The sequence below is a fragment of the Pseudomonadales bacterium genome, assembly GCA_024234165.1.
In the GTDB taxonomy this organism is placed as follows: Bacteria; Pseudomonadota; Gammaproteobacteria; order Pseudomonadales; family UBA5518; genus UBA5518.
This window is the reverse complement of sequence record JACKOP010000001.1, coordinates 447,230-473,316: the sequence shown is the minus strand read 5'-3', so window position 1 is coordinate 473,316 and position 26,087 is coordinate 447,230. Positions and strand designations below refer to the sequence as shown.

29 protein-coding genes and 2 tRNA genes are annotated in these 26,087 nt (G+C 61.3%); 15 read left to right on the top strand and 16 right to left on the bottom strand.

Translation table 11 applies throughout. From position 1 onward, the window contains the following. Positions 1 to 2: 2 nt before the first annotated feature. Positions 3 to 527 (bottom strand): ACT domain-containing protein, encoded by a 525-nt coding sequence (locus H7A12_02005; GenBank protein MCP5319602.1) that lies wholly within the window; start codon positions 525 to 527, stop codon positions 3 to 5. A gap of 119 nt (positions 528 to 646) precedes the next feature. Here H7A12_02005 and H7A12_02000 point away from each other — a divergent pair, with 119 nt between their 5' ends. Genes H7A12_02000 through H7A12_01980 form a run of 5 tightly spaced genes read left to right on the top strand, consistent with a single transcriptional unit; the run spans position 647 to position 4,273 of the window. Then, positions 647 to 1,471 carry a class I SAM-dependent methyltransferase gene (locus H7A12_02000; GenBank protein MCP5319601.1) on the top strand — a complete coding sequence of 275 codons (825 nt, stop codon included), beginning with the start codon at positions 647 to 649 and terminating at the stop codon, positions 1,469 to 1,471. Next, the gene (locus H7A12_01995; protein MCP5319600.1) at positions 1,468 to 1,722 is read left to right on the top strand and encodes a YheU family protein; all 255 of its coding nucleotides are present in this window, start codon (positions 1,468 to 1,470) and stop codon (positions 1,720 to 1,722) included. Before H7A12_02000 ends, H7A12_01995 begins: the two co-directional genes overlap by 4 nt. After that, positions 1,719 to 1,946 carry a sulfurtransferase TusA gene (gene tusA / locus H7A12_01990; GenBank protein MCP5319599.1) on the top strand — a complete coding sequence of 76 codons (228 nt, stop codon included), beginning with the start codon at positions 1,719 to 1,721 and terminating at the stop codon, positions 1,944 to 1,946. The genes H7A12_01995 and tusA overlap by 4 nt, the downstream gene beginning before the upstream one ends. Positions 1,947 to 1,979: 33 nt before the next feature. Beyond that, a complete protein-coding gene (locus tag H7A12_01985) occupies positions 1,980 to 3,107 on the top strand; it encodes a 4-phosphoerythronate dehydrogenase (protein MCP5319598.1) in 1,128 nt (375 codons plus the stop codon). Between the two features lie 20 nt (positions 3,108 to 3,127). Further along, entirely contained in the window at positions 3,128 to 4,273 is a 1,146-nt protein-coding gene (locus H7A12_01980; protein ID MCP5319597.1) for an ATP-NAD kinase family protein, read from the top strand. On the opposite strand, the gene H7A12_01975 is transcribed toward H7A12_01980, so the two are convergent. Further along, entirely contained in the window at positions 4,251 to 5,468 is a 1,218-nt protein-coding gene (locus H7A12_01975; protein ID MCP5319596.1) for a pyridoxal phosphate-dependent aminotransferase, read from the bottom strand. The genes H7A12_01980 and H7A12_01975 overlap by 23 nt on opposite strands. A 132-nt stretch (positions 5,469 to 5,600) precedes the next feature. Between H7A12_01975 and msrB the strand changes: the two genes are divergently transcribed. From msrB to H7A12_01935, 8 genes are all read left to right on the top strand, one after another. Beyond that, positions 5,601 to 5,996 carry a peptide-methionine (R)-S-oxide reductase MsrB gene (gene msrB / locus H7A12_01970; GenBank protein MCP5319595.1) on the top strand — a complete coding sequence of 132 codons (396 nt, stop codon included), beginning with the start codon at positions 5,601 to 5,603 and terminating at the stop codon, positions 5,994 to 5,996. A gap of 115 nt (positions 5,997 to 6,111) precedes the next feature. Beyond that, positions 6,112 to 6,187, top strand: a tRNA-Glu gene (locus H7A12_01965). Positions 6,188 to 6,442: 255 nt separating this feature from the next. Then, positions 6,443 to 6,721, top strand: coding sequence for an RNA-binding protein (locus tag H7A12_01960; protein ID MCP5319594.1), 279 nt, complete (start codon positions 6,443 to 6,445; stop codon positions 6,719 to 6,721). A gap of 220 nt (positions 6,722 to 6,941) precedes the next feature. Beyond that, on the top strand, positions 6,942 to 7,364 hold the full coding sequence (locus tag H7A12_01955; GenBank protein MCP5319593.1) for a hypothetical protein: 423 nt from the start codon (positions 6,942 to 6,944) through the stop codon (positions 7,362 to 7,364). 100 nt (positions 7,365 to 7,464) lie between these two features. Next, positions 7,465 to 8,400 (top strand): ABC transporter ATP-binding protein, encoded by a 936-nt coding sequence (locus H7A12_01950; GenBank protein MCP5319592.1) that lies wholly within the window; start codon positions 7,465 to 7,467, stop codon positions 8,398 to 8,400. Next, positions 8,397 to 9,170, top strand: coding sequence for an ABC transporter permease (locus H7A12_01945; GenBank protein ID MCP5319591.1), 774 nt, complete (start codon positions 8,397 to 8,399; stop codon positions 9,168 to 9,170). The genes H7A12_01950 and H7A12_01945 overlap by 4 nt, the downstream gene beginning before the upstream one ends. 77 nt (positions 9,171 to 9,247) lie before the next feature. After that, positions 9,248 to 10,084, top strand: a complete 837-nt coding sequence (gene queF / locus H7A12_01940) for an NADPH-dependent 7-cyano-7-deazaguanine reductase QueF (GenBank protein MCP5319590.1) — start codon at positions 9,248 to 9,250, stop codon at positions 10,082 to 10,084. 152 nt (positions 10,085 to 10,236) lie between these two features. Next, positions 10,237 to 10,327 (top strand) — tRNA-Ser (locus H7A12_01935). Positions 10,328 to 10,340: 13 nt separating this feature from the next. Here H7A12_01935 and H7A12_01930 read toward each other — a convergent pair. The 10 genes from H7A12_01930 to H7A12_01885 are packed head-to-tail and all read right to left on the bottom strand — an operon-like array spanning position 10,341 to position 18,591. After that, the gene (locus H7A12_01930) at positions 10,341 to 11,048 is read right to left on the bottom strand and encodes a hypothetical protein (GenBank protein MCP5319589.1); all 708 of its coding nucleotides are present in this window, start codon (positions 11,046 to 11,048) and stop codon (positions 10,341 to 10,343) included. 4 nt (positions 11,049 to 11,052) lie between these two features. Further along, positions 11,053 to 11,823 (bottom strand): FTR1 family protein, encoded by a 771-nt coding sequence (locus H7A12_01925; GenBank protein MCP5319588.1) that lies wholly within the window; start codon positions 11,821 to 11,823, stop codon positions 11,053 to 11,055. Positions 11,824 to 11,830: 7 nt separating this feature from the next. Beyond that, a complete protein-coding gene (locus H7A12_01920) occupies positions 11,831 to 12,157 on the bottom strand; it encodes a cupredoxin domain-containing protein (protein MCP5319587.1) in 327 nt (108 codons plus the stop codon). Between the two features lie 3 nt (positions 12,158 to 12,160). Then, complete coding sequence (locus H7A12_01915) at positions 12,161 to 13,507, bottom strand: two-component sensor histidine kinase (protein MCP5319586.1); 1,347 nt, start codon at positions 13,505 to 13,507, stop codon at positions 12,161 to 12,163. After that, a complete protein-coding gene (locus H7A12_01910) occupies positions 13,504 to 14,163 on the bottom strand; it encodes a response regulator (protein MCP5319585.1) in 660 nt (219 codons plus the stop codon). The genes H7A12_01915 and H7A12_01910 overlap by 4 nt, the downstream gene beginning before the upstream one ends. A gap of 49 nt (positions 14,164 to 14,212) precedes the next feature. Further along, entirely contained in the window at positions 14,213 to 14,860 is a 648-nt protein-coding gene (locus tag H7A12_01905; protein MCP5319584.1) for a tetratricopeptide repeat protein, read from the bottom strand. Beyond that, on the bottom strand, positions 14,857 to 15,669 hold the full coding sequence (locus H7A12_01900) for an SDR family oxidoreductase (protein ID MCP5319583.1): 813 nt from the start codon (positions 15,667 to 15,669) through the stop codon (positions 14,857 to 14,859). The genes H7A12_01905 and H7A12_01900 overlap by 4 nt, the downstream gene beginning before the upstream one ends. Before the next feature lie 17 nt (positions 15,670 to 15,686). Next, positions 15,687 to 16,367: an iron-containing redox enzyme family protein gene (locus H7A12_01895; protein MCP5319582.1), complete on the bottom strand. Its 681-nt coding sequence runs from the start codon at positions 16,365 to 16,367 to the stop codon at positions 15,687 to 15,689. Further along, the gene (locus H7A12_01890) at positions 16,364 to 17,884 is read right to left on the bottom strand and encodes an AMP-binding protein (GenBank protein MCP5319581.1); all 1,521 of its coding nucleotides are present in this window, start codon (positions 17,882 to 17,884) and stop codon (positions 16,364 to 16,366) included. The genes H7A12_01895 and H7A12_01890 overlap by 4 nt, the downstream gene beginning before the upstream one ends. Continuing rightward, positions 17,881 to 18,591, bottom strand: coding sequence for a thermostable hemolysin (locus tag H7A12_01885; protein ID MCP5319580.1), 711 nt, complete (start codon positions 18,589 to 18,591; stop codon positions 17,881 to 17,883). Before H7A12_01885 ends, H7A12_01890 begins: the two co-directional genes overlap by 4 nt. A 193-nt stretch (positions 18,592 to 18,784) precedes the next feature. Here H7A12_01885 and H7A12_01880 point away from each other — a divergent pair, with 193 nt between their 5' ends. Then, complete coding sequence (locus H7A12_01880) at positions 18,785 to 19,303, top strand: pyridoxamine 5'-phosphate oxidase family protein (protein ID MCP5319579.1); 519 nt, start codon at positions 18,785 to 18,787, stop codon at positions 19,301 to 19,303. An 8-nt stretch (positions 19,304 to 19,311) separates the two neighbouring features. Continuing rightward, positions 19,312 to 20,253, top strand: coding sequence for a radical SAM protein (locus H7A12_01875; protein ID MCP5319578.1), 942 nt, complete (start codon positions 19,312 to 19,314; stop codon positions 20,251 to 20,253). A gap of 39 nt (positions 20,254 to 20,292) precedes the next feature. Here H7A12_01875 and H7A12_01870 read toward each other — a convergent pair whose 3' ends face one another. The 4 genes from H7A12_01870 to H7A12_01855 are packed head-to-tail and all read right to left on the bottom strand — an operon-like array spanning position 20,293 to position 26,071. Continuing rightward, positions 20,293 to 20,595: a DUF3240 family protein gene (locus tag H7A12_01870; GenBank protein ID MCP5319577.1), complete on the bottom strand. Its 303-nt coding sequence runs from the start codon at positions 20,593 to 20,595 to the stop codon at positions 20,293 to 20,295. Between the two features lie 9 nt (positions 20,596 to 20,604). After that, positions 20,605 to 23,670, bottom strand: coding sequence for an efflux RND transporter permease subunit (locus H7A12_01865; protein ID MCP5319576.1), 3,066 nt, complete (start codon positions 23,668 to 23,670; stop codon positions 20,605 to 20,607). Then, entirely contained in the window at positions 23,670 to 24,776 is a 1,107-nt protein-coding gene (locus H7A12_01860; GenBank protein ID MCP5319575.1) for an efflux RND transporter periplasmic adaptor subunit, read from the bottom strand. The genes H7A12_01865 and H7A12_01860 overlap by 1 nt, the downstream gene beginning before the upstream one ends. Next, entirely contained in the window at positions 24,773 to 26,071 is a 1,299-nt protein-coding gene (locus tag H7A12_01855) for a TolC family protein (GenBank protein MCP5319574.1), read from the bottom strand. The genes H7A12_01860 and H7A12_01855 overlap by 4 nt, the downstream gene beginning before the upstream one ends. Positions 26,072 to 26,087 lie beyond the last annotated feature (16 nt).

The following is a 26,087-nucleotide window of genomic DNA, read 5'->3' as shown; positions in this document are numbered from 1 at the left end:
GTTCAGCCGGCCTCGATCAGCGCATAGTCGATCGTCAGTTCCTCGGCAATCGCCTCCAGGCGTTCACGCAGTTCGTCGATATCGATCTCGGCCGGCACATGGATGATCACGCTGGCCGTGAACAGCGGGTCGGCACTCATCGGCGCGCTGGTGATGTCACTGCGCAACTGCACCACGTTGATTCGCCGGCTGGCCAGCGCAGCCGAGAACTCGTGCACGATACCGGGACGGTCCTGACCGACGATGTCGAGTCGCCACGATGTGTGCGGGACGGCGGCGAGCGGCTGCGGAGGCGTTTCGATGCGCAGCGTGAGTCCCAGTGCTTCGAGCGCACGCAGTGCACGCTGCAGTTCCTCCGTGCGTGCCGGTGCCAGCTCCACGTTGACGATTCCGGCGAACTTGCCGCCGAGATGCGTCATGCGGCTCTCCAGCCAGTTTCCGCCGTGCGCCGATACGGTTTCCGCGATGCTCTGCACGAGTCCGGGTCGATCGTCCGCGATGAAGCTGATCAGAAGCTGTGTCTGCATGTGTGTGGTCCTGGGGAAGCCGTCGCTGCGTATAATACCAGCCGCCCGACTGTATGGCCGTTGCGTATGGGGCACACGAGCGGGATCCCGCTGTATCGACTCTCCATGGGGGTATCTGCATGAAGTCACCATTTTCCGTCGCACCCTGGTTCCACGTGATCGTATGTTCTCTTGTCATCCTGTGCTCTGCTGCACAGGCTGCTCCCGATCTGGCGGCGGTGATTGCCGGTGAGCATCGCAGCGCAGAGAACCGCGCACGTGATGTGTGGCGCCATCCCGCCGAGACACTCGAGTTCTTCGGCGTCCGGCCTGACATGACCGTGGTCGAGTTGTGGCCCGGTGCAGGCTGGTATACGGAAATTCTCGCACCGTACCTGCGCGAGAACGGTTTGCTTTACACCGCGCATTTCCCGCGGGAGAGCGAACAGGAATACTACCGGCGTGGTCGCGCTGCGTTCGAAGCCAGGCTTGCCGCGCACCCGGAGCTCTACGATCGGGTCAAGGTCACTGAACTCGCTCCGCCCGCGGGACTGGAAATCGCCCCTGCCGGCAGCGCGGATGCAGTGCTCACGTTCCGCAACCTGCACAACTGGTATGGACAGGGTGCGGACGTGGCGGTGCTGAAGGCCGCCTACACGGCATTGAAGCCTGGCGGCGTGCTGGGAGTGGTCGAGCACCGCGCCAGCGCAGGTGCGACGCCCGAACAGATGAAGAAGAGCGGTTACTTGAGCGAGGAGGCGGTGATCGCGGCAGCGCGTGCTGCCGGGTTCGAACTCGAGGAGAGCAGCGAGATCAACGCAAACCCGCGTGACACGCACGACCATCCGAAGGGCGTCTGGACGCTGCCACCCACGCTCGCGCTCGGAGACACCGACCGCGCACGCTATCTCGCGATCGGCGAGAGCGATCGCATGACCTTGCGCTTCCGCAAGCCGGTGCGGTGAGCGTCGTCCAGGTTCCCTGGCGTGCGCTTTCCTCGCAAGCGCTGCTCGGCGTCATCGAGGAGTTCGCGACGCGCGAGGGGACCGAGTACGGCGAGCAGGAAGTCTCGCTTGCCGTGAAGGTCGAACAGATCCGTCGCCAGCTCGAACGTGGAGAGATTTCGATCTTCTTCGATGATGTGTCCGGGAGTTGCCAGTTGCTGACGCACGAGCAGGCGGTGCGACTGCGAAGCATCGTGGAGACGGACCCATGAGCGAAGGCGAGCTCGACACGCGTGGCTTGCTTTGCCCGGAACCGGTAATGTTGCTGCACAAGCGTATTCGTGCCATCGCGGTGGGCGATGTGCTGACCGTGCTGGCCAGCGATCCGTCGACGCAGCGTGATATCCCGCGTTTCTGCGAGTTCCTCGGCCACGCGTTGTTGTCCGAGGAGTGCGGTGAGGGCGAGTTCCGCTATCGCATCCGCAAGGGTGGTTGAGGTACGGGCAGTCCGGCATGGAGTGCTGTCGTCATGAAGTTGCTGATCGACGAAAACATACCGGGTGCCGCCAGTGTGTTTGGCTGCCTTGGCGAGGTGCGTACGCTGCCCGGACGGGCAATCACACGTGCGGTGCTGCACGATATCGATGCGTTGCTGATACGCTCGGTGACCCGCGTCGACCGCGCACTGCTCGCGGGCACTCCGGTACGGTTCGTCGCCAGCGCGACTGCGGGCATCGACCACGTGGACACGCCGGCGCTTGCGGAGTTGGGCATCGCGTTCGCGCACGCGCCGGGCAGCAACGCCGATTCCGTGGTGGATTACGTGCTTGCCGTGCTGGCACTGGCATTTCCCGGTCCGGCGGGTTTGCGCGGACGCAGCGTCGGTATCGTCGGTTGCGGGCAGGTCGGAGGGCGGCTGCTGCGTCGACTGCGTGCCCTGGGCATACGTTGTCTGGTCCATGATCCACTGCTTGGTGATGCAGCGCCACCCGAGGAAGCATCGTTCGCCGACGTGCTCGCAGCCGATGTCGTCAGCCTGCATGTACCGCTGACGCGCGAAGGCGTGCATGCGACACACCATCTGATCGGTACGCGTGAACTGCATGCATTGGGGGAGGACGCGCTGCTGATCAATGCAGCGCGTGGCGCCATCGTGGACAACGAGGCATTGCGAGATGTGTTGCTCGCTCGTCCGCGGCTGCGTGCCGCGCTCGACGTGTGGGAGGGTGAGCCGCTGCCGGACCGCAGCTTGCAGGCACACGTGCTGATCGGGACGCCGCACATCGCCGGATACGCATGGGACGGCAAGCTGCGCGGTGCGCGACAGGTGTTCGAGGCACTGGCTGCGTTCGTCGGTGTCGTTATCGACGCCGACGTGGCTGCAGGTCTGGAGGCGTCGCCAGCCGGCGACCTGCATGCCGGCTGCTGCGGTTGCTGGCAGGACGGGGTGCTAGCCTGCTATGACCCGCGTCGTGACGATGCCAGGCTGCGTGCAGCAACACTTGACGAGGAGCACACGGTGCGTGCCGCAGCCTTCGACAGGTTGCGACGTGATTACCCGCAGCGGCGCGAATTTTCGGCGTGGCGAATCGGTGCCGCGGTTCCGAGCGACTCGGTGCGCTACCGCGAGCTGCTCGCCGCAGGGTTTTCACCGTGAGTGATGTGGAGCGTCGTGTCATTTTCCGGCTCGGGCTTATCGTGAACCCGCTGGCCGGAATCGGTGGTGCAGTGGGGCTCAAGGGCAGCGATGGTGCGGCAATCGTCGCCGAGGCGCGAGCGCGCGGTGCACAACCACGCGCACATGCGCGTGCGGTGCGTGCATTGCGCACGCTGCTTCCGCTGGCGCAGCAGATCGAGCTGCATTGCTGTGCGGGCGAGATGGGGGCTGATGCTGCGCGCGAGGCGGGTTTCGCTGCGCAGCTGCTGCCACTCGAGGTTCCGTTGCAAACCGCAGCCGAGCACACCGTTGCTGCTGCGCGTGGGCTTGCCGGGCTGCCGGTCGACCTGCTGCTGTTTGCCGGTGGTGATGGTACGGCGCGTGATGTGTGCAGCGCGATCGGCACCCGAATTCCCGCGCTTGGTATCCCGGCCGGGGTCAAGATGCATTCCGGCGTCTACGCGGTGTCGCCGGAGGCGGCTGGCGAAATCGTGCAACAACTGGTACGGCGCGATCCGGTGCGTGTCACGCTCGCTGAGGTGCGTGATCTCGACGAGGATGCTTTCCGTGCCGGGCGCGTGAGCTCGCGCTATTTCGGCGAGTTGCTGGTGCCAGAGGAAAGTCGTTATGTGCAACACGTGAAGGAGGGTGGGGCAGCACCCGATGCGCAGCGACTGACAGATATCGCGGCTGAAGTGGTCGAGGAGCTCGAACCGGGGGAATTGTGCATCCTTGGGCCCGGCACCACGACGTTTGCGGTCAAGCAGGCACTCGGTATCGACGGTACCTTGCTCGGCGTCGATGTGTGTCGTGACGGCGTTCAGCTGGCGCGTGACGCCGGCGAACGGGAGCTGCTCGCGTTGCTGGATGCGCACAAGGGGCCCGCGCGTATCGTCGTCACGGCGATCGGAGGGCAGGGGCACGTATTCGGACGCGGCAACCAGCAGATCAGTGCGCCGGTGATACATGCCGTAGGCATCGGCAACATCACGATCGTCGCCGCACCGGTCAAGATTGCCGCACTGGCGGGGCGCCCGTTGCTCGTAGACACGAACGATGCCGGGCTCGATCGTGAACTGCGGCGCTATCTGCGCGTGATCACCGGTTACCGTGAAGCGATTCTGTACCCGGTAGGCTACGAGCCTACGCCTGCCGATAGCCGCTGATGAATCGCGCAAAGCGCGCGAAAGCTTCCTCGATGTCTTCCACGCGAGGCAGGAATACCACGCGGAAGTGGTCCGGCTCGGGGTAATTGAAGGCACTGCCCTGTACCAGCAGCATTTTCTCCTGGGTCAGCAGGTCGAAGATCATCTTTTCGTCGTCGAGGATGCGGTGCACCGCCGGGTCCAGACGCGGAAACAGGTAGATTGCGCCACGCGGTTTCACGCAGCTCACGCCGGGAATCGCGTTGATCACCTCCCACGCGCGATCGCGCTGCTCACGAAGGCGGCCACCAGGCAGCACCAGGTCGTTGATGCTCTGATAGCCACCAAGTGCCGTCTGGATCGCGTGCTGCGCAGGTACGTTCGCGCACAGGCGCATCGAGGAGAGGATATCCACGCCCTCGATGAAGTCACGCGCGCGATGCTTGGCTCCCGAGATGATCATCCAGCCGGAACGGAATCCTGCGAGGCGGTAGCTTTTCGACAGGCCGTTGAAGGTGATGCACAGCGGTTCGTTCGAGATGCTCCCGAGGGCAGTATGCTGTGCGTCGTCGTAGAGGATCTTGTCGTAGATCTCGTCGGACAGGATGACCAGGCGGTGCTCGATCGCGATCTCGACGATTTTCTCGAGAATCTCGCGAGGGTAGACCGCTCCGGTCGGATTGTTCGGGTTGATGACCAGAATCGCCCGGGTGCGGTCGGTGATCCTGGCACGGATGTCCGCAATGTCGGGAATCCAGTCCGATTGCTCGTCGCAGCGGTAATGCACCGGCTTGCCGCCCGCCAGCGTGGTCGCCGCTGTCCACAGCGGATAGTCCGGTGCGGGTATCAGCACCTCGTCACCGTTGTTTGCCAGCGCCTGCATCACCATCACGATCAGTTCGCTGACACCATTGCCGAGGTAGATGTCATTGACCTCCACACCGGGGATGCACAGCTGCTGGGCGTATTGCATCACTGCCTTGCGCGCCGAGTACAGTCCTTTCGATTCGCTATAGCCTTCGGAATTGGGGATGTTGTGGATTACGTCGATGAGGATTTCTTCGGGTGCGTCGAAGCCGAATGGCGCAGGGTTGCCGATGTTCAGCTTGATGATGCGGTTGCCTTCTTCCTCCATTGCCGTCGCGCGCGCATGTACCGGGCCACGGATGTCGTAGCAGACGTTGGCAAGTTTGTGCGACTTCAGGTATTCGAGCATGGTACGGTTTCTGGCGCGTGGGTCAGGGCCGCCAAGTATAGGGGAACGCTGCCCCGGCGGTCGCGCGCAGACGGTGGGTGCGAGTACGATGTGCGGAATTGTTCCCGGTGAGCGCCGACAGGAGTGGCTGGAATGGATCCAACGCGTGAGGACGAGTGGCGCCAGCGCCTGACGCCGGAGCAGTATCGGGTCTGTCGTGGCAAGGGGACGGAGCGGGCGTTTTCGGGCGAGTACTGGAACACGAAGGCGGCGGGTATCTACCGCTGCGCGTGCTGTGGCAACGCGCTGTTCGATTCTGCAAGCAAGTACGATTCGGGTTCCGGCTGGCCGAGTTTCCGGCAGCCGGTTGCGGATGCGGTGCTGCGCACCGAGGCCGACATGTCGTGTGGCATGGTGCGTACCGAGGTGTTGTGTCGCAATTGCGATGCACACCTCGGCCATGTGTTTTCCGATGGGCCGCCGCCGGGCGGGTTGCGTTACTGCATCAACTCGGTATCGCTGGAGCTTGAGGAGCATGGCGGGCAATGATCGCGGCCCCGTGCCCGTCGTCGGCACTAATGCCGTGATCATCCACACTCGCAGCTTGACGCTGCAGGAAGCCATTCATAGAATGCGCGCCGTCCTGGAGCGATGACTGGTTCAAGTCCCCTTCGTCTAGAGGCCTAGGACACTGCCCTTTCACGGCGGTAACAGGGGTTCGAATCCCCTAGGGGACGCCATACGAAAAAGCCGGCCTCGTGCCGGCTTTTTTGTTGCATGACTGCTGCCCGCATTCGCTCGCGTGCAGTTTGTACGGTGCGTTGGTTACAGACAGATGCGCTGACATGTGTCAGACTGCCATGGTGAATACGATGTTGCATCGTCATTCGTGACTCGCGCGGCAACCCCGCGCCTGACCGCTATCCGATAGTTCGTGCTCGTGCATATTCGATAGTGTTTTCATTTTTCGCACGGCACGCACTATCAGGACTCGTATGAATATCTATACCGGCAATCTGGCTTACAGTGTTTCCGACCAGGATCTGCGCAGCGCTTTCGAAGCGTTCGGCAAGGTCACTTCCGCCTCCGTGATCATCGATCGCACCACTGGCCAGTCGAAGGGTTTCGGCTTCGTCGAAATGCCCAACAACTCCGAGGCAGATGCAGCGATCAAGGCGCTGAACGGACAGCAGCTCAATGGCCGCGCGTTGAAGGTCAACCAGGCCGAGCCGCGCCGGGAGCGCGACAGCGCGCCGCGTCGCCGCAGCTTCTGAGGCGGCTTCCCCTGCGGGCCGGTATTCACCCAGGTGGGTGCCGGCCGGCTTCTCGGTCCGTGTGTGTCACTTTCCCCGTTATCGCCCTGTTCCCGTTTACGTCCGATGCAAACATGGCTAGTCTTGGGGCGGCATGTTCGCGTCATGCAGGGGGGGGCGAACGAAACCAGGCATCGCGGGAACAGTATCGTCGCCCGCAGTACTCATGTAAGGAATGATCATGAAACACGTAAAGATTCCTGCGGCCATCGCGGCCGTGATGTTGACCTTCACCCTCACCGGTTGTGGCAAGGAAGAAGCGAAGAGCGTATCCGGTGCCGCGCAGGAAGCTGCTGGCGCCGTTGGCACGGCGGCGGACAAGGCTGCAGAGGCAACCAGCGAGGCTGCCACGGCAGCCGCCGATGCCACGACGGATGCGGCCGATGCTGCAGCCGAAGCCACCGACGAAGCGGCTGACGCGGCTTCCGATGCGGCATCCGACGCTGCAACCGCTGCAGAACAGATCGGTGCCGATGCAGCTGCAGCGGCCGGCAAGGCGGTCGATGCTGCGAAGGACGCAGCGGGTGACGCCGCAGCGGCTGTGAAGGAGAAGGCTACCGAGGCGATGGACGCGGCAACGCACGAAGCGCATCAGCAGCACTGAGCCTGCGTGTGCCGAACCGGGTGGGCTGCCGTTGGTGGCCCGCCCTCAGCGGATCTTCGCTGCATCAGCTTCCCCGTTGTACTGCTTGTCCATCGTGCCGATGAGCAATGCCCTCTCCATTCGTCAGCTTCGCAAGACTTACGCCAACGGTTTCGTTGCGCTTGATGGCATCGATCTCGATGTCGGCGAAGGCGACTTCTTTGCGCTGCTTGGTCCCAACGGTGCCGGAAAATCGACGACGATCAGCGTGATCTGCTCGCTGGTACGCAAGACCGCCGGCAGCGTCACGGTTTTCGGTATCGACATCGATCGTGATTTTGCGGCAGCCAAGCGCCATCTCGGCGTGGTACCGCAGGAATTCAATTTCAATCATTTCGAGCGAGTCGGCGACATCCTCGTCCAGCAGGCCGGTTATTACGGCTTGCCGTTGGTGCTGGCGCGCGAGCGAAGCGAGAAATATCTGAAGAAGCTCGATCTGTGGGACAAGCGAGCGCAACCGGCACGCAATCTTTCGGGCGGGATGAAGCGCAGGCTGATGATTGCGCGCGCGCTGGTGCACGAGCCGCGGCTGCTTATCCTCGATGAGCCAACGGCTGGCGTCGATATCGAACTCAGGCGCTCGATGTGGGGCTTCCTGCGTGAAATCAATGCGAGCGGCACCACGATAATCCTGACCACGCATTACCTCGAGGAGGCCGAGAGTCTTTGCCGCAACATCGCCATCATCGATCGCGGCAGCATCATCGAAAACACCAGCATGCGCGCGCTGCTGCGCCGCCTGGACCGCGAAGTGCTGGTGTTCGACATCAGTGGTGAGTTGGCGGGTGATTTCACGCTCGAAGGGTATATCACACGGGTCGTGGACACACACACGCTGGAGGTGACGGTCGAGCGTGCCGGACAACTGAACGCGCTGTTCGAAGGTCTCACTGCACGCGGCATTGCAGTGCACAGCATGCGCAACAAGGCCAACCGGCTCGAGGAGCTGTTCGTCTCTCTGCTGGCCCGCCACAAGGAGGAGGGTGCCACGACATGAGCCGGAACGAAATGTTCGTGGCGTTTGCGACGATCCTGGTCAAGGAAGTGCGTCGCTTCTTCCGCATCTGGCCACAGACGCTGGTGCCGCCAGCGATCACAATCGCGCTCTACTACGTGATTTTCGGCAATCTGATCGGTTCACGCATCGGACCGATGAGCGGTTTCGACTATATGCAGTTCGTCGTGCCGGGGTTGATCATGATGGCAGTGATCACGAATTCTTATGCCAACGTGGTGTCTTCGTTCTTCGGTGCAAAGTACCAGCACAGTATCGAGGAGTTGCTGGTATCACCCACCCCTGAATGGATCATCCTGCTCGGGTACACCATGGGCGGTATGGCTCGAGGGATCTGTGTCGGGTTCATCGTCACGCTGCTGTCGCTCGCGTTCACACGCCTGCATGTGGCGCATGCCGGGTTGACCATGCTGGTGGTGCTGCTGACCTCGATGCTGTTCTCGATGGCAGGCCTGGTCAATGCAGTCTATGCGAACAGTTTCGATGATATTTCGATCATCCCGACTTTTGTTCTCACACCGCTCACGTATCTTGGCGGGGTGTTCTATTCGATCGATCTGCTGCCTCCGTTCTGGCGTGCGCTGTCACAGACGAATCCGATCCTGCACATGGTCAATGCATTTCGTCATGGCGTACTGGGTGTGTCGGACGTGAACGTCGGATTTGCACTCACGATGATCGCGCTGTTCATCGTGGTGTTGTGGGCCTACAGCCTTCAGCTGCTGAAATCGGGAAAACGCCTGCGGCAGTGAGGCTGTCAGCCCGGACCGCAGGGATCGACTACACTTGCGATGAAGATCGATCGTATGACGGGTGTGCAGCGCGGGCGATGAGCGACGGCAATTTTGATGACACTCCGCTCGGGCGCAGGGTAGAGGCGGTTTCGTGCTATACGCCCTCGCTGCTGCATCCGATCCAGCGGCAACGCCTGCGGGAGGGGCTTTTGCCCGACCCTGAACGGTTACCGTTCGATGGCTGTGACCTGTGGACTGCCTGGGAGCTGAGCTGGCTCGATCGTGACGGCAAACCCGAGGTCGGCGTGGTGCAGATCCGTGTGCCATGCCGGTCGTATGCGGTGTTCGAATCCAAATCCCTGAAGCTTTACCTGAACTCCTTCAGCCAGACCGCATTCGCGAGTGCCTACGATGTGGCACGCACGCTGGAATCGGATCTGTCGGTGACTGCGGGCATGCCATTGGTTGTCGATCTGCTGACTTTGGTTCATGCGCAACACGCGGGGATTGGTAACTTCACCGGCGAGTGTCTCGACACGCTGCCCGTGACCGTGGATGTCTATCGCCCGGACGCGGAACTGTTGGGCGTAGTCGAGAACAGCCGCATCGTCACCGAATCCGTGTATTCGAATCTGCTGCGCTCACTGTGTCCGGTGACCGGGCAGCCGGACATCGGCAGCATCCAGATCAGCTATTCCGGTATGCGTATCGATCACGAAGCACTGCTGCGCTACATCGTGTCGTACCGCGAACACCAGGGCTTTCACGAACAGTGCGTCGAGCGCATCTTTCTCGACATCCTTCATCATTGCCGCCCACGGGAACTCAGTGTCTATGCCCGCTACAATCGTCGCGGTGGCATCGACATCAACCCGTTTCGCAGCACCGTGAACGCATCACCATCGCATCAACTGCGTCTCGCGCGTCAGTAGAACCATCGTAACAAGTTCAGGTGGTGGCAGGAGCAGCGAGCGTGGCCACACGTCTCCGTATCGCACGTCCCCCGCATCGCTTGTAAGCCCCCGGACGCTTCTATAAAGTACGCGGCTCGTTGCACCGCCCGTCGGTGAGACGTCCAGGTCCCGGTGAGGTGTCCGAGTGGTTGAAGGAGCACGCCTGGAAAGTGTGTATACGTTAACAGCGTATCGAGGGTTCGAATCCCTCCCTCACCGCCAGTAACGACATAGATCAGAATCCGAACTCGATCCCTGCGCGAAATGTCCGATCAGGCGTGTCGCTGCGAAGTCCGGCATAGATGCCCGTTTCCCAGTGTAGTGTGCGGCGGTTTCTCAGGTGCAACGTACCGAGTACCACGGGGCCGACGGCCAGCGTGTCTTCGGCTGCATGCAACTCGATCGCTGGTTCGAACAGCGGCAACCATCGGTAACGTGTCTGCACAGCCAGACGCGTTTCCAATTCGCTGTCCACGTCTTTTCCCCTCTCGGCCTGGAGCACTACGTTCAGCGTTGTGCTCCACTGTCCGTGCTCCTTCTCCATCAGTACGCCCGAGCTCGCCTCCCAACGATCGCCATGCTCGCGTTCGATCTCGAAGATCAATCCCCAGTCGGCCCAGTACTCGCCCTGTTCGGTCAACTGACGACGCAGTTCCAGTTCCCAACCCTCGGCTGTAGCCGTATCGTCTCCCTTGCTCTCGACCAGCGCGTATGCCTCGACAAGCCAGCGTTCACCGAGCGCTTGGCCATATCCGAACTGATGTACTTGCGTACGGTCGCCTACATCACGGTCCTTCGGGTATCCGTAGGTGCGCCATTCGATTTCGCGCTCCATTGGCTCGACGTAAGGGTGATAGATCCGGTCAAGAGAAAGGCCGTCAGCCCAGGCTGGAGCAACCCCTGCTGCCATCACACAAAAACAGACACCCCGGTGCAGATTCATTGCGTCAGCTTCCTCCGTCGGAGCTGTGCTTGCGTAGTGGTCGACCAAAAAATGGCCACAACATCAAACAGAACGTAGCGCCATAAGCAACCACCTGCCACACCGAGGGCGTCGCCTCGTAACCGATGAGCGCGTACAGGAGTTGTCCGACGATGCTGTCCTCGGCGAGCAGATGCGAAGTGTTCCACAGTGGCGCGCCAGTGCTGATCCAGTCCGCCTGGATCAGCAGCAGCACTGCTTGCGCAGCCATGTTCCCTGCAAACAGCGCGATCAGCACCCGGGCAAACCACAGTGCGCGCTCGCGCGGCATTCCGACTGCCAGATAAAACAGCAGCGCACCGATGCTGACTCCGATACCTGCACCAAGCACAGAGCCGAGCAGCACCGTACCCCATGCCCGATGATCGGCTGCGAATCCGGAGAGGTACAGGAGGATCTCGAATCCTTCACGGACCACAGCCAGTGCCACCACCACCAACATCGGCGAGGTCGGTGCTGGATGAGCGGTGGGTCGCCACGCAAGCACCGACAGCATGGCGCAGATCAGCACGTGCATGCCCGCGTTCACGACTTCCATACCCGCAAAATCGAACCATTCCGAGACAACGTCTACCTGCGCCGCATACAGTGCGGAACCGGCAATACCTGCGCCGAAGGCCCACCATGCCCAGCCACGACTGCGCCGATGCAGCACGGACCAGGCGAGCAACACGCTCACCACGACGGTGGCTTCGAGTGTCTCGCGCAGTACCAGCACTGCAGTGGTCAGCAACATGCACGCCTCATTTCGCGATCAGTCTTCCTTGAGCAGTATTCGGAAAGAACTCACCGAAAAACGGATACTCGCCGGGTCCAAGTGGACCTACGAAAATCACCGCCGTGCGCCCACCCGGTATGATCTTTTCCCGATTCAGTTCATAGCTTTCGAACTCCTCGGCGGTTGGATCATGGTTGGTAATCAGCAGGCGGATCTTGGTGTTCGCCGGCACCACGAGTTCAGATGGAAAGAACAGGTGGTCACGGATCTCGAGCTGGAACTCTGCCTGACCTGCCACGACTGCCGCAACCGGCCAGAACCAACCCAGCAGAACCGCAGTGAAGCCGCGCATCATTCAATTCCTCACGCCAGCGTAGCGGCGGAACACCACCGTGAAACTGACTCCACTGGCAAACGTCGAATCGCCAACCTCGATGCGTGCCCCGTGCAGCTCGGTGATGTTACGCACGATCGCCAGCCCGAGTCCGGATCCACTCACACCCGAGGCGTGCATATCGCCGCCGGCACGGTGGAAGCGATCAAAGATATGCTCGCGCGCCGTCTGCAGAATGCCGGGCCCGTCATCTTCTACACAAAGAACGACGTTGGTTTCCGCGCAGCACAGGCAAACCCGAATTTGCCCACCGGCATGCGTGTACTTGTTCGCGTTGTCCAGCAGATTGCGTGTCAGCGTCTCCAACAAGAAGGGATCGCCTGCAATCGTTGCGCGACCCTCACGCGCCTCGGAGTCGGCAACGAGCTCCATGCGCTGATTACGGGCCTCGATGCTGCCGTAGCATGAGGCCGCCACACCTTGCACCAGCGCGTGCAGATCGAGCACCTCGAAGCGCCGCTTCATCTGTTCCGGGCCCAGTCGATGCAGCATCAGGATTTGTTCCACCAGACGGTGCATACGCTCCACTGCAGACTCCAGCTCCTGGAGTTCCGGTCTGTGCTCCGTCAACTGCTCACGCAAGTTATGCAGTTGCACCTTGAGTACGGCAATCGGTGTTCGCAATTCGTGTGCGGCATCTGCGACGAAACGCTCTTCGCGTTCGAACGCCGCACACAGCCGTTCCAGCAACTGGTTCACCGAATCCAGCACTGGTTGTAGTTCCTGCGGGCATTCTGCAAGCGCCACTACCGACAGGTCGTGCGACTGTTTGTCGTGCAGTTGCGCGGCAAGTAATCCAAGCGGTCGCAGTCCGCGGCGCGTAATGAACCAGATCAACAAGGCTGACAGGGGTAACCACAGCACGATCGGCATGATGGTCTCGACGACTACGTCATCCGCCAGGCGATAGCGAATGTCCATGCGTGCTGCTGCCACCACGACATCACCGGCTGCAACGAAGTGAACGTAGGTTCGCCAGCGATAGCCACCGAAGTTTGCATACCCGAAGCCTGGCTCGAATACGCCAAGCACCGTATCGGGGGCATTATGCGTGTGCGCCAGCAATTGAGGTGGCTGTCCCGGGGCCAGAAGCCAGCGCTGGAATGCCGTACTGGTCGCGTTGGCAAGCACAGGGAATCGGCTGTCGTCCACGCTGGCGGCAAGGTGTGCCTGCTCCTGCAGTTGACTGTCGAATACGCGCTCCGTTTCGGCCATCCCTGCGCGGTAACCCTGCACGGCAGACACGAACACCACCAGCACCAGCATCGCCAGTGTCGCACCGACCAGAAAGATGCGGATCGATCTCAAGGCACAGGGATCCGATAGCCTATGCCTCGCACCGTCTGGATGAGCTGCGCGCCGAGCTTGCGGCGCAGGTGATGCACATGCACTTCGAGAGCATTGCTCGCCACCTCCTCGCCCCACCCGTACAGCCGCGATTCCAGACTGGAGCGACCAAGCACCTTGCCTGCATTTTCCATCAGGGTTTTCAGCAGCATGTACTCGCGTCGCGACAATTCCACCGGAACTCCATCACAGCGAACCTCGAGTCGTGCAGTGTCCAGGCTGACGTTGCCAATCCGGATCTCGCTGCTGTCGCCAATCCCGAGACGTCGTTCGAGCACACGCAAGCGTGCCAGCAGCTCGGACATCTCGAACGGCTTCGCAAGGTAATCGTCTGCACCCCGGTCAAGTCCCGCAACGATATCTTCGACCGTGGCACGCGCCGTGAGTACCAGCACCGGCAGGCTGCGATCACGTTCACGGATACGTCGCAGCACCTGCAATCCGTCCAGATCCGGTAGGCCGAGGTCGAGTACGACGACATCCGGAGTCTCGGCCCGCAGCGCCGCAAGTGCAACGCGACCTTCGCTTACGTGGTTCACCACGTGGGCATGCGCGCGCAACGCTCGTGCCAGACCGTTCGCGAGTGCTGCATCGTCTTCGACCAGGAGAATCCGCATCACAAACGACCGTGTCCAACGGCATCCACAAACGGATCCGTGTATTTCCTCAACGAGTTTCCTTCACGATCCGCTCGAGCGCCGCAGCAATTTCCCGTTGCCTGCCCGCATCAGCCACTTCACGACCGGGGCGTGGCGCTGCATGCTGCGCCAGCAGCAGATGTTTTCTCGCGTCATCGTAACGCTTCTGGCGTAACAGGAAATCGCCATAGAAGTAGTTGCTGTCGATTCCCTGCGGGTCGATGCTCAGTGCGCGCTTCAACAGTTGCTCGGCCTTGCGCCGATCACCGAACCCGACAGGCCAGCCCGGGACACTGTAATACAAGGTGCCCAGGCTTGTGCAGGCTGCTCCTGCAAGAGCCTGTGGGTCGATTGCAATGGCCTGTTCGAGGTCCTTCCTTGACGCCTTCGCGAGTGACAGGGCGCCGAGCCCTCCGTTCGCACCCGCGTAAGTGGACTTGATGATGCCGCTCCAGATCCAGCCCTCGGCACGCTCGGGGTATGCAGCCGTAACACTATCCGCTTCCGCCACAAGCTGCTCGAACGCCGACAGTTGTGCTTTGCCCTCCAACTGGTAATTGACTTCTGCCCAGCGCGTCTGCAGATGGGTGATGTCGTCCTCGAGACTGGCGGATGCCGTGCCAACACGTAGTGTTCCCAGGCACAGGATGAACAAAAGAAAGGCGATGCGTTTCATGTGTCGGTCCTCTCAAAAGACGTCTCAGGCGATGCGAAACGACGAACGATGGCCAGTTTGCCGGCCAGCGCGGAATCGACGATGCGTGGCAGCACGGCGTTGATGCGAACGAACAGCTTTTCGGGCCAGCCAACGAAGCGCTCGGAACTGCGCTCATGCGCCAGCAAGCGCAGAAGTTCGCCAGCTACGACTTCCGGCTCATCCGTAGCGTTGCCCAGCGCCTTGTTCAGTGCGTCCACACGCGGTCCGTTCAGCGCAGTGCGGGTCGCGCGCGGTGCCAGGTAATGCACACGTACACCGGTATCAGCCAGCTCTCGCCGCAGGCACTCTGCCAGACCACGCAGCCCGAACTTGCTGGCGCAATACGCGGCAAAGCCGGGGTGTCCGATGCTGCCGAAAGTAGATCCGATGAACACCAGCGCAGCCGTCTCCTGCTGCAGCAAGAGCGGCAACAGCTCGCGGCTCAGCAGCATGGGTGCGCACAGGTTCAATTCGAGCTGCTGCTGCAGCACCCCGGGATCCTGCTGCTGGAAGAGGCCGAACTCCTGTACCCCGGCGTTGTGGATGACCATGTCGATGCCCATCTCGTGCGCCGCCTGCACCAACGCAGCCCTGTCGATGGTCGACGTGATATCGGCTACGACTGTAACCGTGTCCTGCGGCAGTTCGCGTGCGAGTTCAGCGAGTCGTATGGCGTCACGTGCGCTCAGCAACAGGCGCGCACCCGTATCCGCGAGCTGGTGTGCGATCGCGCGCCCGATACCGCCGCTGGCTCCGGTAAGCAGCACCTTCCGGCCGGATCCATCCATCTGCACTTCCTCCTGGCTCAGGCAACAGACGTCGCGTCGCGCACGAAATCCGGCAGCGGCAGCGTGCGGAACACGTTTGCATACAGTGCAAAGAACATCCGTGCAGCATGCACGATGATCGCGCGTTCACACTGATCGTCGATGCGATTCATCAGTGACTCGAAGAAGCGCATGTGTCCGACATCCAGCGAACCATGCGAGCTCAGGTACGTGAATGCGCTCTCGGGCAGCCCGAGTCGTTCGCGGATGATGCCAGCCGCCTGCGACGCAACCGTGATGCTGGTTCCCTCAAGCACATAGACCATGCCAAAGAAACCGAGCGGATCGACGCGCTGGATGGTGTCGTATGCGTAGGCGACCATCAGTTCGGTGGCGGCACTCGGCGTGCTGCGACGCGCAGCCTCGCGGTCGAAACCGCAGGCTGCGATATCGTTCAACACCCACTCCTGGTGCCCCAGCTCCTCGCGGATATACCCGGCGACGGCCTCGCGTAGCCACTCCTTTTCGTCCGGCAGCTGCGCACCGGTTGCCATCAGCAACGGGACCGTATGCCGAACATGGTGGTACGCCTGCGTCAGAAACGACATATAGTCGACCAGGTCGACCTTGCCTTCCAGGGCATGGATGATGATTGGCGAGGAGAGCAGGTACTGCCGTTCGGTCGCTGTCTCGCGCGCGAGTTCTTCATAAAACGTCATGTTCGGCAAAGCTCCGTCGATTCACCGTACAGCCGCGCGATCTGCGCCTCGAAGATTTCAGCGATCGCTGTACGTTGCGGTTTGCCGTTGACAGTCAGCAACCCGTCTGCGTGTGTCAATGGCGTTTCGAGACGCAGCCAGCGTTGCACCCGTGCGTAGTCAGGAAGCATCGCGTTGGTGGTTTCGATCCGGCTTGCGATCATCGCGTCGGTCGCACTGGCATCTGCCCATACCAGTGCTACCAGAAACGGCCGCGCCTCGCCAAATACGATGCACTGGTCGATCACTGCGTCTGCAGCAAGTTCGCTTTCGACCCATTCCGGACTGATATTGCGCCCGTAACTGCTGATCAATACGTTGCTGCGCCGTCCTTGCAGATGCAGGAAACCCTCATCGTCCAGATACCCGAGGTCACCGCTGGCGATCGTGCGCGGATGCCAGCTCGCACGCTTCCCGACATAGCCGAGGAACGGGTTGCCGGAAATCATCAGCTCACCGTCACGAGTCACCACATCCAGGTGCGGCAACGCTCTGCCGGCACTGCCGGGCCGATCAGCATGCGGGGTGTTCAGTGTGACGACCGATACGCATTCCGACAGGCCGTAGCCCTCGTAGGCGGGGATGCCGTACTCGCGTGCCCGCAGGATCTGGCTGGCGGCCACGTGTGCACCGCCGACTGCAACGAAACGCAGGCTCGACGGTGGCCGCCAGCCGCGACCACACGCGTGCACCAGCATTTTCAGCAGCTGCGGGATCAGAATCAGGGTCTGCGGCTGCAGCTCATCGAGCGCAGAGAGCAAGGCTGGCGCAGCGACGGAAGAACTGCCGCGGATCCCGATACGTGCCAGGTCCGGCAGCAGCACTTCGCCACCGGCAAGCAGGGCTGCGTAGGCACCGGCGACGTTCTCCAGCAGCACCGACAAGGGCAGCAGCGACAGATGCCGCGGGCGTTCAACGCCCACGATTTGCGCCAGTGCGGCGGCCTGGCGCAGCAACCGCGCATTGCTGAGGCAGACGCCTTTGGGCGCACCCGTCGAGCCCGAGGTATAGGTTATCTTGCCAGTACCCAAGGGCAGCGATTCGTTGCCATCTGGAGAGTTCGTTGCCAGTCGCAACACACGCAGTCCGCAGCACCCGCTACCAGGCTGCAGATGTCCGTCGAGTTCGGCAAGCAGACGCTGTTGATCGTGTCGAGCATGGTGGTCGCACAGCAGCAGATCCACCCCGGCCTCATGCAAGGCGTGCGCACTCTGGGTTGGCGAGAAGAAGCCGGGTACCGGCAGCAGCGGCACCGCTGCGATCTGGCAGGCAATATCGGCGACGATCCACGCGATGCCATTTCGAGCCAGCAGGGCGACGCGCGTGCCACCCGCAATGCGGATGGCGGAGGCAAGGGCAGCAGCCTCGCGCGCCAGTTCGCTCAGCGACAGTGAATCACCGTTGTCCGCGCTCAACCGCATACGGTTGTCGGCGTCTCCTGGAAGCCGTGCGCACAGATTGTCGGCCTCACTGCTCACGGTGCACCCAGCCGCGACGCAAGTGTCGCAATCGACGCGTCCGCACGTATCAGGGCGTCAGCAAGATGCGCATCAGCAGTGCAATGCCGCATGCCATCCTCGACACAACCCAGCATCACCTGCGGATGAACGGCGTAATAGCTGCCCCATGCCGCAACATTCGCGATCCGGCCTGGGTCGGCTGGACACACCGCGTCGATCTCGAGTCCCAACGCACGGATGCCGCGCTGCACTTCCGGTGTCGCCACGAACATCAGCCAGCGATACCCAGCGCGGGCGAGCACCGCCAGCAACAACAGATACAGCAACGGCGTGGAGGCGCCGGGGCCAGAGACCAGATTGCCGATCTCTACCAGCGTCGTACGCAGTACCGGCATGTGGCGAATGCCCGCGATCACCTGTTCCGCTGGCTGGTCGAGATAGTCTTCGAGAAACAGTCGCCCTTCGCTGGCCCGACGGATTCCAAGCGCCGCCCGGCATGCGGAGCCCGACCACATGCCGAGCAGCAACGGCATGAAGCTGGTGACGCGCGCACCGTGTATGGCTTCGAAGCGTTCGTAGATGAAATGTTCCAGCTCGACTCGTCCGGGTTCACCAGGCCGCAGCAGGTCGAAGTGCGATCTGTTTTCACCGAATCTTTCCAGCGAACGCACGAACACCCGCTGCTCCCGTTCGGACCGCTCACCATCCACCGACACCAACATCATTGCTGCAGCCTGGACGCTCGCCCGGTGTACCCGTATCGACGCACAGACTAGACAGCGGACCTTAACGACGGCTTAAGCGTCCGGCACCCGGCATTCGTGCGCAGCCTAAGGTCCGGTTAAGCAAGCGCGGTGCATCATCTGCCCCGCGCCCGGACTGAAGGGGCATCGTCCGGACGATCCGGCAGGAGGAACGATGCACGACTGGCATGATGTATTTGGCGACAGCGAACGTGATGCACAACGACGCTGGGGCAATCCGGCAGTATGGGACGAGGCGCGGATCACCCGCCTGCTATGGACCGAGATCCCGCCGCAGTACCACACGCGCGTCGAGGCGGTGCCGTTCTTCTTCCTTGCGACCAGTGATCGCGACGGCCACTGCGACTGCTCGTTCAAGGGCGGCGGCCCCGGCCTGGTGCGCATCATCGATCCACACACGCTCGTCTTCGCCGACTTCGACGGCAATCATGCGTTCATGAGTCTAGGCAACATCCTCGACAACCCGTACGTCGGCCTGTTGTTCATCGACTTCGCCGATGGCGCACGGTTGCGCGTGAACGGGAGTGCCACCATCCACGATGGCATTGCCCAGCTCGAACTGTTCTCGCGTCTTCCACACGTGCGACGGGTGGTGCGCGTGCAGGTGGAACAGGTGGTGCCCAACTGCGCAGCGCACGTACCCCGTCTGGTGCCGGCGGCAACACGCGGTTGAGGTGATTCATGGGCAGCTACCGTGTCACGGTGAACCTGGAACTGACGGCGAAGTGCAACGCTCTGTGCGTGATGTGTCCGCGCGAGACAGTTGCATCACCACGTCCCATGCAGCTCGACGTCCTGCAGCGGGTGGTCGAACGACTCGAACCGCAGGATGTGTATCGCGTCGTGATTGCCGGTTACGGTGAACCCACCACGCATCCGCGCTGGCGTGATTGCATCGAAATCCTGCGCGGTGCGCGGGTGCGTCTCGACATGGTGAGCAACGGTCATTTGCTTGATGAAGAGCGGCTCCTGGCACTCGATGGGCTGCTGCACATGCTGGTCATATCGTTTTCCAGCGTTGATCCCGAGGTGTACCAAAGCGTGCATGTGAACCTCGACCATCAGCGTGTGATGCGCAACATCGAACTTGCGCAGGCGCGACTGCAGCACACACGACTGGCAATCAGTCTGACTCCGCTCACTGCCTGCCTTGCATCGCTGGAACAAACCATCGCCTGGCTGCGCGGGCGTGGCGTCACGCTGCTGACGATGTCACCAACGCTCTATGACCGTGCCGGAGCCATGCACGAAGAAGCCGATCCGGGACTGCAGTTGCGACAGATCATCGCGAAGTACGGGCTTCGCAGCCAGGAATTCGATTTCATCCCTTCGCTCCATGACGTGTTTGGTCAGTGGCGCTGCAACCGCTTTCGCTGCCTGCCTCGCAACACGGTGTTGCCGGTTGCCGCCGACGGCAGCTACCAGTACTGCTTCAACGATGTCGCCCACGCCCATCCGATCGGGCACGTCGCCCAAATGAGTGTGCGCGAGGCCCTGCAACGACGTGAGCGGATGCCGGAGCTTGTGGATCTCTGCGAGGGCTGCAACGTGCGTGGACGTTACGGTCTGCTGGAAACGCTGCGCGTTGCTGGTGGCTACCTGCGTCATGCCCTGAAGCAGTAATGTGGCTGCCGCATCCGATCGATCGACTATCCGCACTGCTCACTCGATAACCCCGGCGTCCAGCAACGGCATCAGCCAGTAATGGAGGCCAGTGCCGCCGAAATCGTGACGCAACTCTTCAAGGAGCGCGCTCAGCGCGATACATTCGGCGTGTACGTGGAACATCACTTTGCGTTGGCGCCCGAGGACCTGTTCGGCCAATGACAAGTCAGACAGCCTGCTACCGTGACCATCGATACGCATACTGCTGAAGCCCGACAACCCATCCTTCATCAATAGCCAGTCTGCCATCGACTCTTCCAACGACGGTGTCGTTACGATCACCAAGAGACATTGCGACATGATCTTGTCCTAGTGTTGCACGCCGAAACGTCGATAGAGGATAGGCAACAGAATCAGCGTCAGCAGTGTCGAACTGACCAGTCCGCCGATCACGACGATCGCCAATGGGCGCTGGACCTCCGATCCTGGACCGCTGGCGAAGAGCATGGGCACGAGTCCGAACGCCGCGATGCTCGCCGTCATCAACACCGGACGCAGGCGTCGACGAGCTCCTTCGACCACCACATCGGCCAAGGCCATGCCGTGCGCTTGCAACTGGTTGAAGTACGTCACCATGACGACACCGTTCAGCACAGCAATGCCGAGCAGTGCGATGAAACCGACCGACGCAGGAACCGACAGGTACTCCCCGGTCAGCCACAGCGAGAAAACGCCACCCACCATCGCGAATGGAATGTTCGTCAGAACAAGCACGGCCTGACGAACGGTTCCAAAGGTGGAAAACAGCAGCAGGAAAATCAACCCGATAGCCACCGGCACCACGATCGACAGGCGTCTCGCGGCGCGCTGCTGGTTCTCGAACTGACCGCCCCACTCGATGCGATAGCCCGTCGGCAGTTCAACCTGTTGTGCCACCGTCGACTTCGCTTCGTCGACGAATCCGACCAGGTCACGTCCACGCACGTTTGCCATCACCACTGTGTAGCGGGCAGCGTTTTCACGCGATATCTTCACCGGACCTTCGACCCGCTGCAACGTGGCAATGGTCGACAACGGAACATTGCTGCCGTCGGGCAGAGTTATCTGCATGGCAGCGAACCGTTCAGGCGCGGTGCGCAGCACCTCGCCACCGCGCAAGATCAGTGGGGTACGACGTGCTCCCTCATGGATTTTGCCAATATTCAAACCCTCGACTTGTGCCCGCAGCACGCGCTCCAGTTCATCAACCGACAAGCCAAGGCGTCCGACGCCCAGCCGGTCGATGGTCACTTGCAAGTACTGTACGCCGGAATTCTCGGTGGTGCGTACGTCTTCGGCACCCGCGATGCCACCCAGCAGCTGACTGAGTTGCCGCGCCAGCCTGTCGAGCTCTTCAACATCTGAACCGAAGATCTTCACGGCAACATCGCCGCGCACACCGGTCAGCATCTCCGAGATCCGCATTTCAATTGGCTGGGTAAAACCAAAATTGATGCCGGGAATATCGTTCATCACCAGCCGAATCGTATCGACCAGCTCCTCTTTGCTGCGCATCCGCCATTTGTCGCGTGGCTGGAGCACCAGAAAGCTGTCAGTATCGTTGAGTCCCATGGGGTCAAGGCCAAGTTCGTCGGATCCCACGCGCGCAACGACACCGACGATCTCCGGCACCTTCTGAAGCAGTGCACGTTGCACCTGCAGATCAAGCGCTACGGACTGCTCCAGGTTAATCGACGGCAGCTTTTCGATCTGAACCAGCAGACTGCCTTCGTCCATTGTCGGCATGAAAGTCTTGCCGATCCGGGTATAGACCGCACCGGTCAACAACAGGAGCACCAACGCAATCACAATGACTACGCGCGGTTGTTCCAGGCAGCGGTGCAGCAGCGACATATAAATCCGTGTCAAGCGGCGGACAATCCATGGATCCTCATGGCTCACTTGTTTTAGCAAGAAGGACGCCAGTACTGGAATTGCCGTCAGCGACAGCAACAGCGATGCGGCCAACGCAAACACGATCGTGAGCGCAACTGGGATGAACATCTTGCCTTCCAGACCCTGCAGGGTCAGCAGCGGCAGGAAGACAATGATGATGATCAAAATTCCGGAGGTTACCGGCACAGCAACCTCACGCACGGCGCGATAGATGACGTGCAGCCGCGGCACCCGTCGTTGCTGCTCGTCGTGTGTGAGGTGAGTGACGATGTTCTCCACCACGACGACTGCGGCATCTACCAGCATGCCGATGGCGATTGCAAGCCCCCCCAGACTCATCAGATTCGCGGACATGCCGAACCAGTGCATCAGAATGAATGTGGCGAGCGCTGCCAGCGGCAGCACGAGCGCCACGGTCAGCGCAGCTCGCAAATTGCCCAGGAACAGGACCAATAGCACCACCACCAGGACGATGGCCTCGGTCAGAGCCCTGCTGACAGTCGCAATTGCCTTGGCGACCAGATCGCCGCGGTTGTAGAAAACCTCGATCGTGATGCCTTTCGGCAAGGAGGGTGCTAGCTCATCAAGCCTGGCCTGCACACCCTTTACGACGGTGCGCGCGTTTGCGCCGCGCAGTCCCAGCACCAGGCCCTCGACCGCCTCGCCCTCGCCATTGCGCGTCACTGCACCGTAGCGCGTGAGCGCACCGAGGCGCACTGTCGCCACTTCGCCCACGCGAACCGGCACACCGGCCACTACCCTGACGACGACCGCATTCACATCGTCCAGCGAGCGGATGCTTCCCTCGGCGCGTACCAGCAGCGCTTCGTCGCCTTCGCCGAGACGCCCGGCACCATCGTTGCGGTTGTTCTGCTGCAGCGCCTCGACCAGCTCGCTCATGCTGACACCACGCGCGTTCATGCGCATCGGATCCGGTACAACTTCGAAGGCGCGCACCAGACCGCCTAGCGCGTTGACGTCAGCCACACCCGGTACAGTACGCAGTGCGGGTCGGATTACCCAATCGAGGAGGCTGCGCTTTCCCATCGCATCGAGCGAACTGCCTTCGATGCTGAACATAAACATCTCGCCGAGCGGTGTCGTCATCGGTGCAATACCGCCGCTGACGCCTTCAGGCAGCTCGGCCCAAAGGCTGTTCAGTCGCTCGGCAACCTGCTGGCGGGCCCAGTAGATGTCGGTGCCATCCTCGAAATCGACCGTGATATCGGTCATTGCATACTTCGCCACCGAACGCAGCATCACTTGGCGCGGAATGCCGAGCAATTCCACTTCGATGGGGGAAGTGATTCGCTGCTCCACCTCTTCCGGTGTCATCCCGGCCGCCTTGATGATGATCTTGACCTGTGTGGAAGAGATATCGGGGAATGCATCGATCGGAATGCTGCGAAATGCCAGCGTGCCAGCACCAACCAGCACCAGAATCCCCAGCAGCATCAGCAGACGCTGGGTCAGAGCGAACTGGATCATGCGCACCAGCATCATTCGCTCCCTCCGAGACCCATCGCAGCTCCTTTCAGCGCGGCAAGGCCGGTTATCGCCACCTGTTCCTGCCCGTTGAAAGCTGCGGTGACTACGGTGCTACCGTTCTGTGTGCCCATCACATCGACGATGCGTGGCGAGAATCCGTTCTCGGTACGCACGAACACGATGCTGTGCTGCCCACTACGCATCACTGCAGCGGTGGGCAGCCGGTAGTGCTGCCCCCCAGCCACGCTCGCGATCGATGCCTGCACGTATTGGCCCGGTCGCAGTGCTCCGCCACCGGATGTGAGCTCGGCGCGTACACGCACCGTCTGACTAGCCGCATCAACCTCATGCCCCACGTTCAATACATGTCCTGACGCACCGATCCCTATAACGCTGGTCTCGGCGCCGGCGCTCACCCCCGGTAGCAATTCCAATGGAACGCGTATTTCCAGCCATAGCGGATCAAGGTTTGCGATGCGATAGATGGGGTCACTGAGTCCCAGGCGTTGCCCCGGTTCGGCGAGCCGCTCGATCACCACACCGGTGATCGGTGCGCGCACTTCCAGCGTAGTGCCGAGGCGTCGGTCCTGGCGCAGTTTCTCGATGTCTTCGACACTCATCCCAGCCAACAACAACGCCTGGCGACGCTCTTCCAACGCTGCATTAGTTTCATCGAAGCCGCTGCGTGTTTCCTGATAGCGACGTTCGGCGATCACGCCTTCCGCGAGCAGCATTTCGTCGCGGGTCATCGCGGCTTGAGCCAGCCGCTGCTGGCTGAATGCCTGCAGAAAGTCACGCTGCAGACTCACCAATTCGGGGCTTGCGAGACGTGCGACGACCTGACCCGCAAGCACCTCGTCGCCAACTGCGATCGGCATGTACTCCAGGAGCCCTCGCTGAGGTGCCGTGAGCAGGTGAACCTGGTCTGGCGCAACAGTGACTTGGGCCGGCAATTCCCGGCCTGGAACCGCAGCCACCAACTCCGGGAGGATGGTCGTGATTGCCAGGATTTGCTGCTGTTCTGGTGTCATCGTCACATCCTTTGCGGGCAGATCCGCCGCCCATACCCGTAGCGACACCAGTACCACAAGCATGAATGCGGATGACAGGTACTTCATGGAAGGTCTCCGACAGCCTGGTTGTAGCGGGCAACCGCCTGCTGCAACTGCAGCTTGCGCAGGTTCATGCTTCGTTCCGCAGCGTAGGTGCGGGCCTGGACGCGCAGACGTTGCACCAGATCGATCTCACCCGAATCGAAGGCGATGCGAGCCATGTGCAGACTTTGCTGCGCCATTGTGTGCTGTTGTTCCGCGAGGTCCAGCTCCGCGCGCAGGGTGTCCAGTGCGCGCACTGCGTCGTGCAACTCCAGCTCGAGCTTGCGCTGTAGCGCCAACTGTTCAGCCTGCGCCTGCACCAACTTGCTGTTGGCTGCAGCAATTGTCGAACCACTGTACCGGACGCCACCGAAAGGCACGCGCAGTGATACACCGATACTGTCGTGCTCGATCTGCGTCACCGGTTCACGTTCACGACGGCTGCCTACGATCAGCAGTGGATTGCCACTACCTGCCGCGCGTACCCGGCGCAGCTCTGCCTGCGTTGTTTCGACACGCCGTTGCGCTTCCAGCAGCAGAGGATGATCGGGTTCGATACGCTCGCGTGGACTCTGCGTTTCTCTGAATTCCGCTGGTGGTTCCTGCATGCCACTCAGCAACAGGTAGCGTTGCTTCACCGCACGCACGCCATCCAGTGCCAACAGATACTCGTCATGTTTGCCCAATGTCTCGTCGCGTGCCAAGAGCAGATCGGCCTGTGCCAGATCTCCTGCCTCTACGCGGTGCTGCACGTCCCGCTCTAGTTCCTGAGCGGCGAGCCAGGATCGGGATGCCAGGTCACGCTGCTGCTCGACGAGTGCCAGCTCCCACAAAGTGGTGCGCACTCGTCCAGCCACATCCAGTTGCAGGGCGAGTGCCTGCGCGCTTGCCAGCAGCTCCATACTCGTTGCCTCACTACGCGTTGCTGAGCGCTGACCTAGACGCCACAATGGCATCTCCACATTGGCCTCCCACTCGCGCAAGCCGCGGTCGGTACCCGTACGATCGCTTTGTTGGCGCAGGCTCAAGGCCGGTGCATCGGCGAACATTCCGTCGGCCTTTACTGCCAGCGCCTCTGATTCGAGGCGATAGGCATTCGCGACACCGTTACGTGAATCATTAGCAAGCGCAGCAACATATACGTCGTGCAAGGTGAGGCCAGAAGCAGTGGTTACGTATGTCGTCAGCGAATCCTCTTTTTCGACAGCGGAAACCGACACTGTGCCCAGTGCGAGCAAGAAATAAAAAATCAATGTGACTGGATCTACTCGCATGTCGCCTTTCCAGAAGAACCTCTGCCAACATTCATCGTCGTTCACAACGCTTAACCTGTAC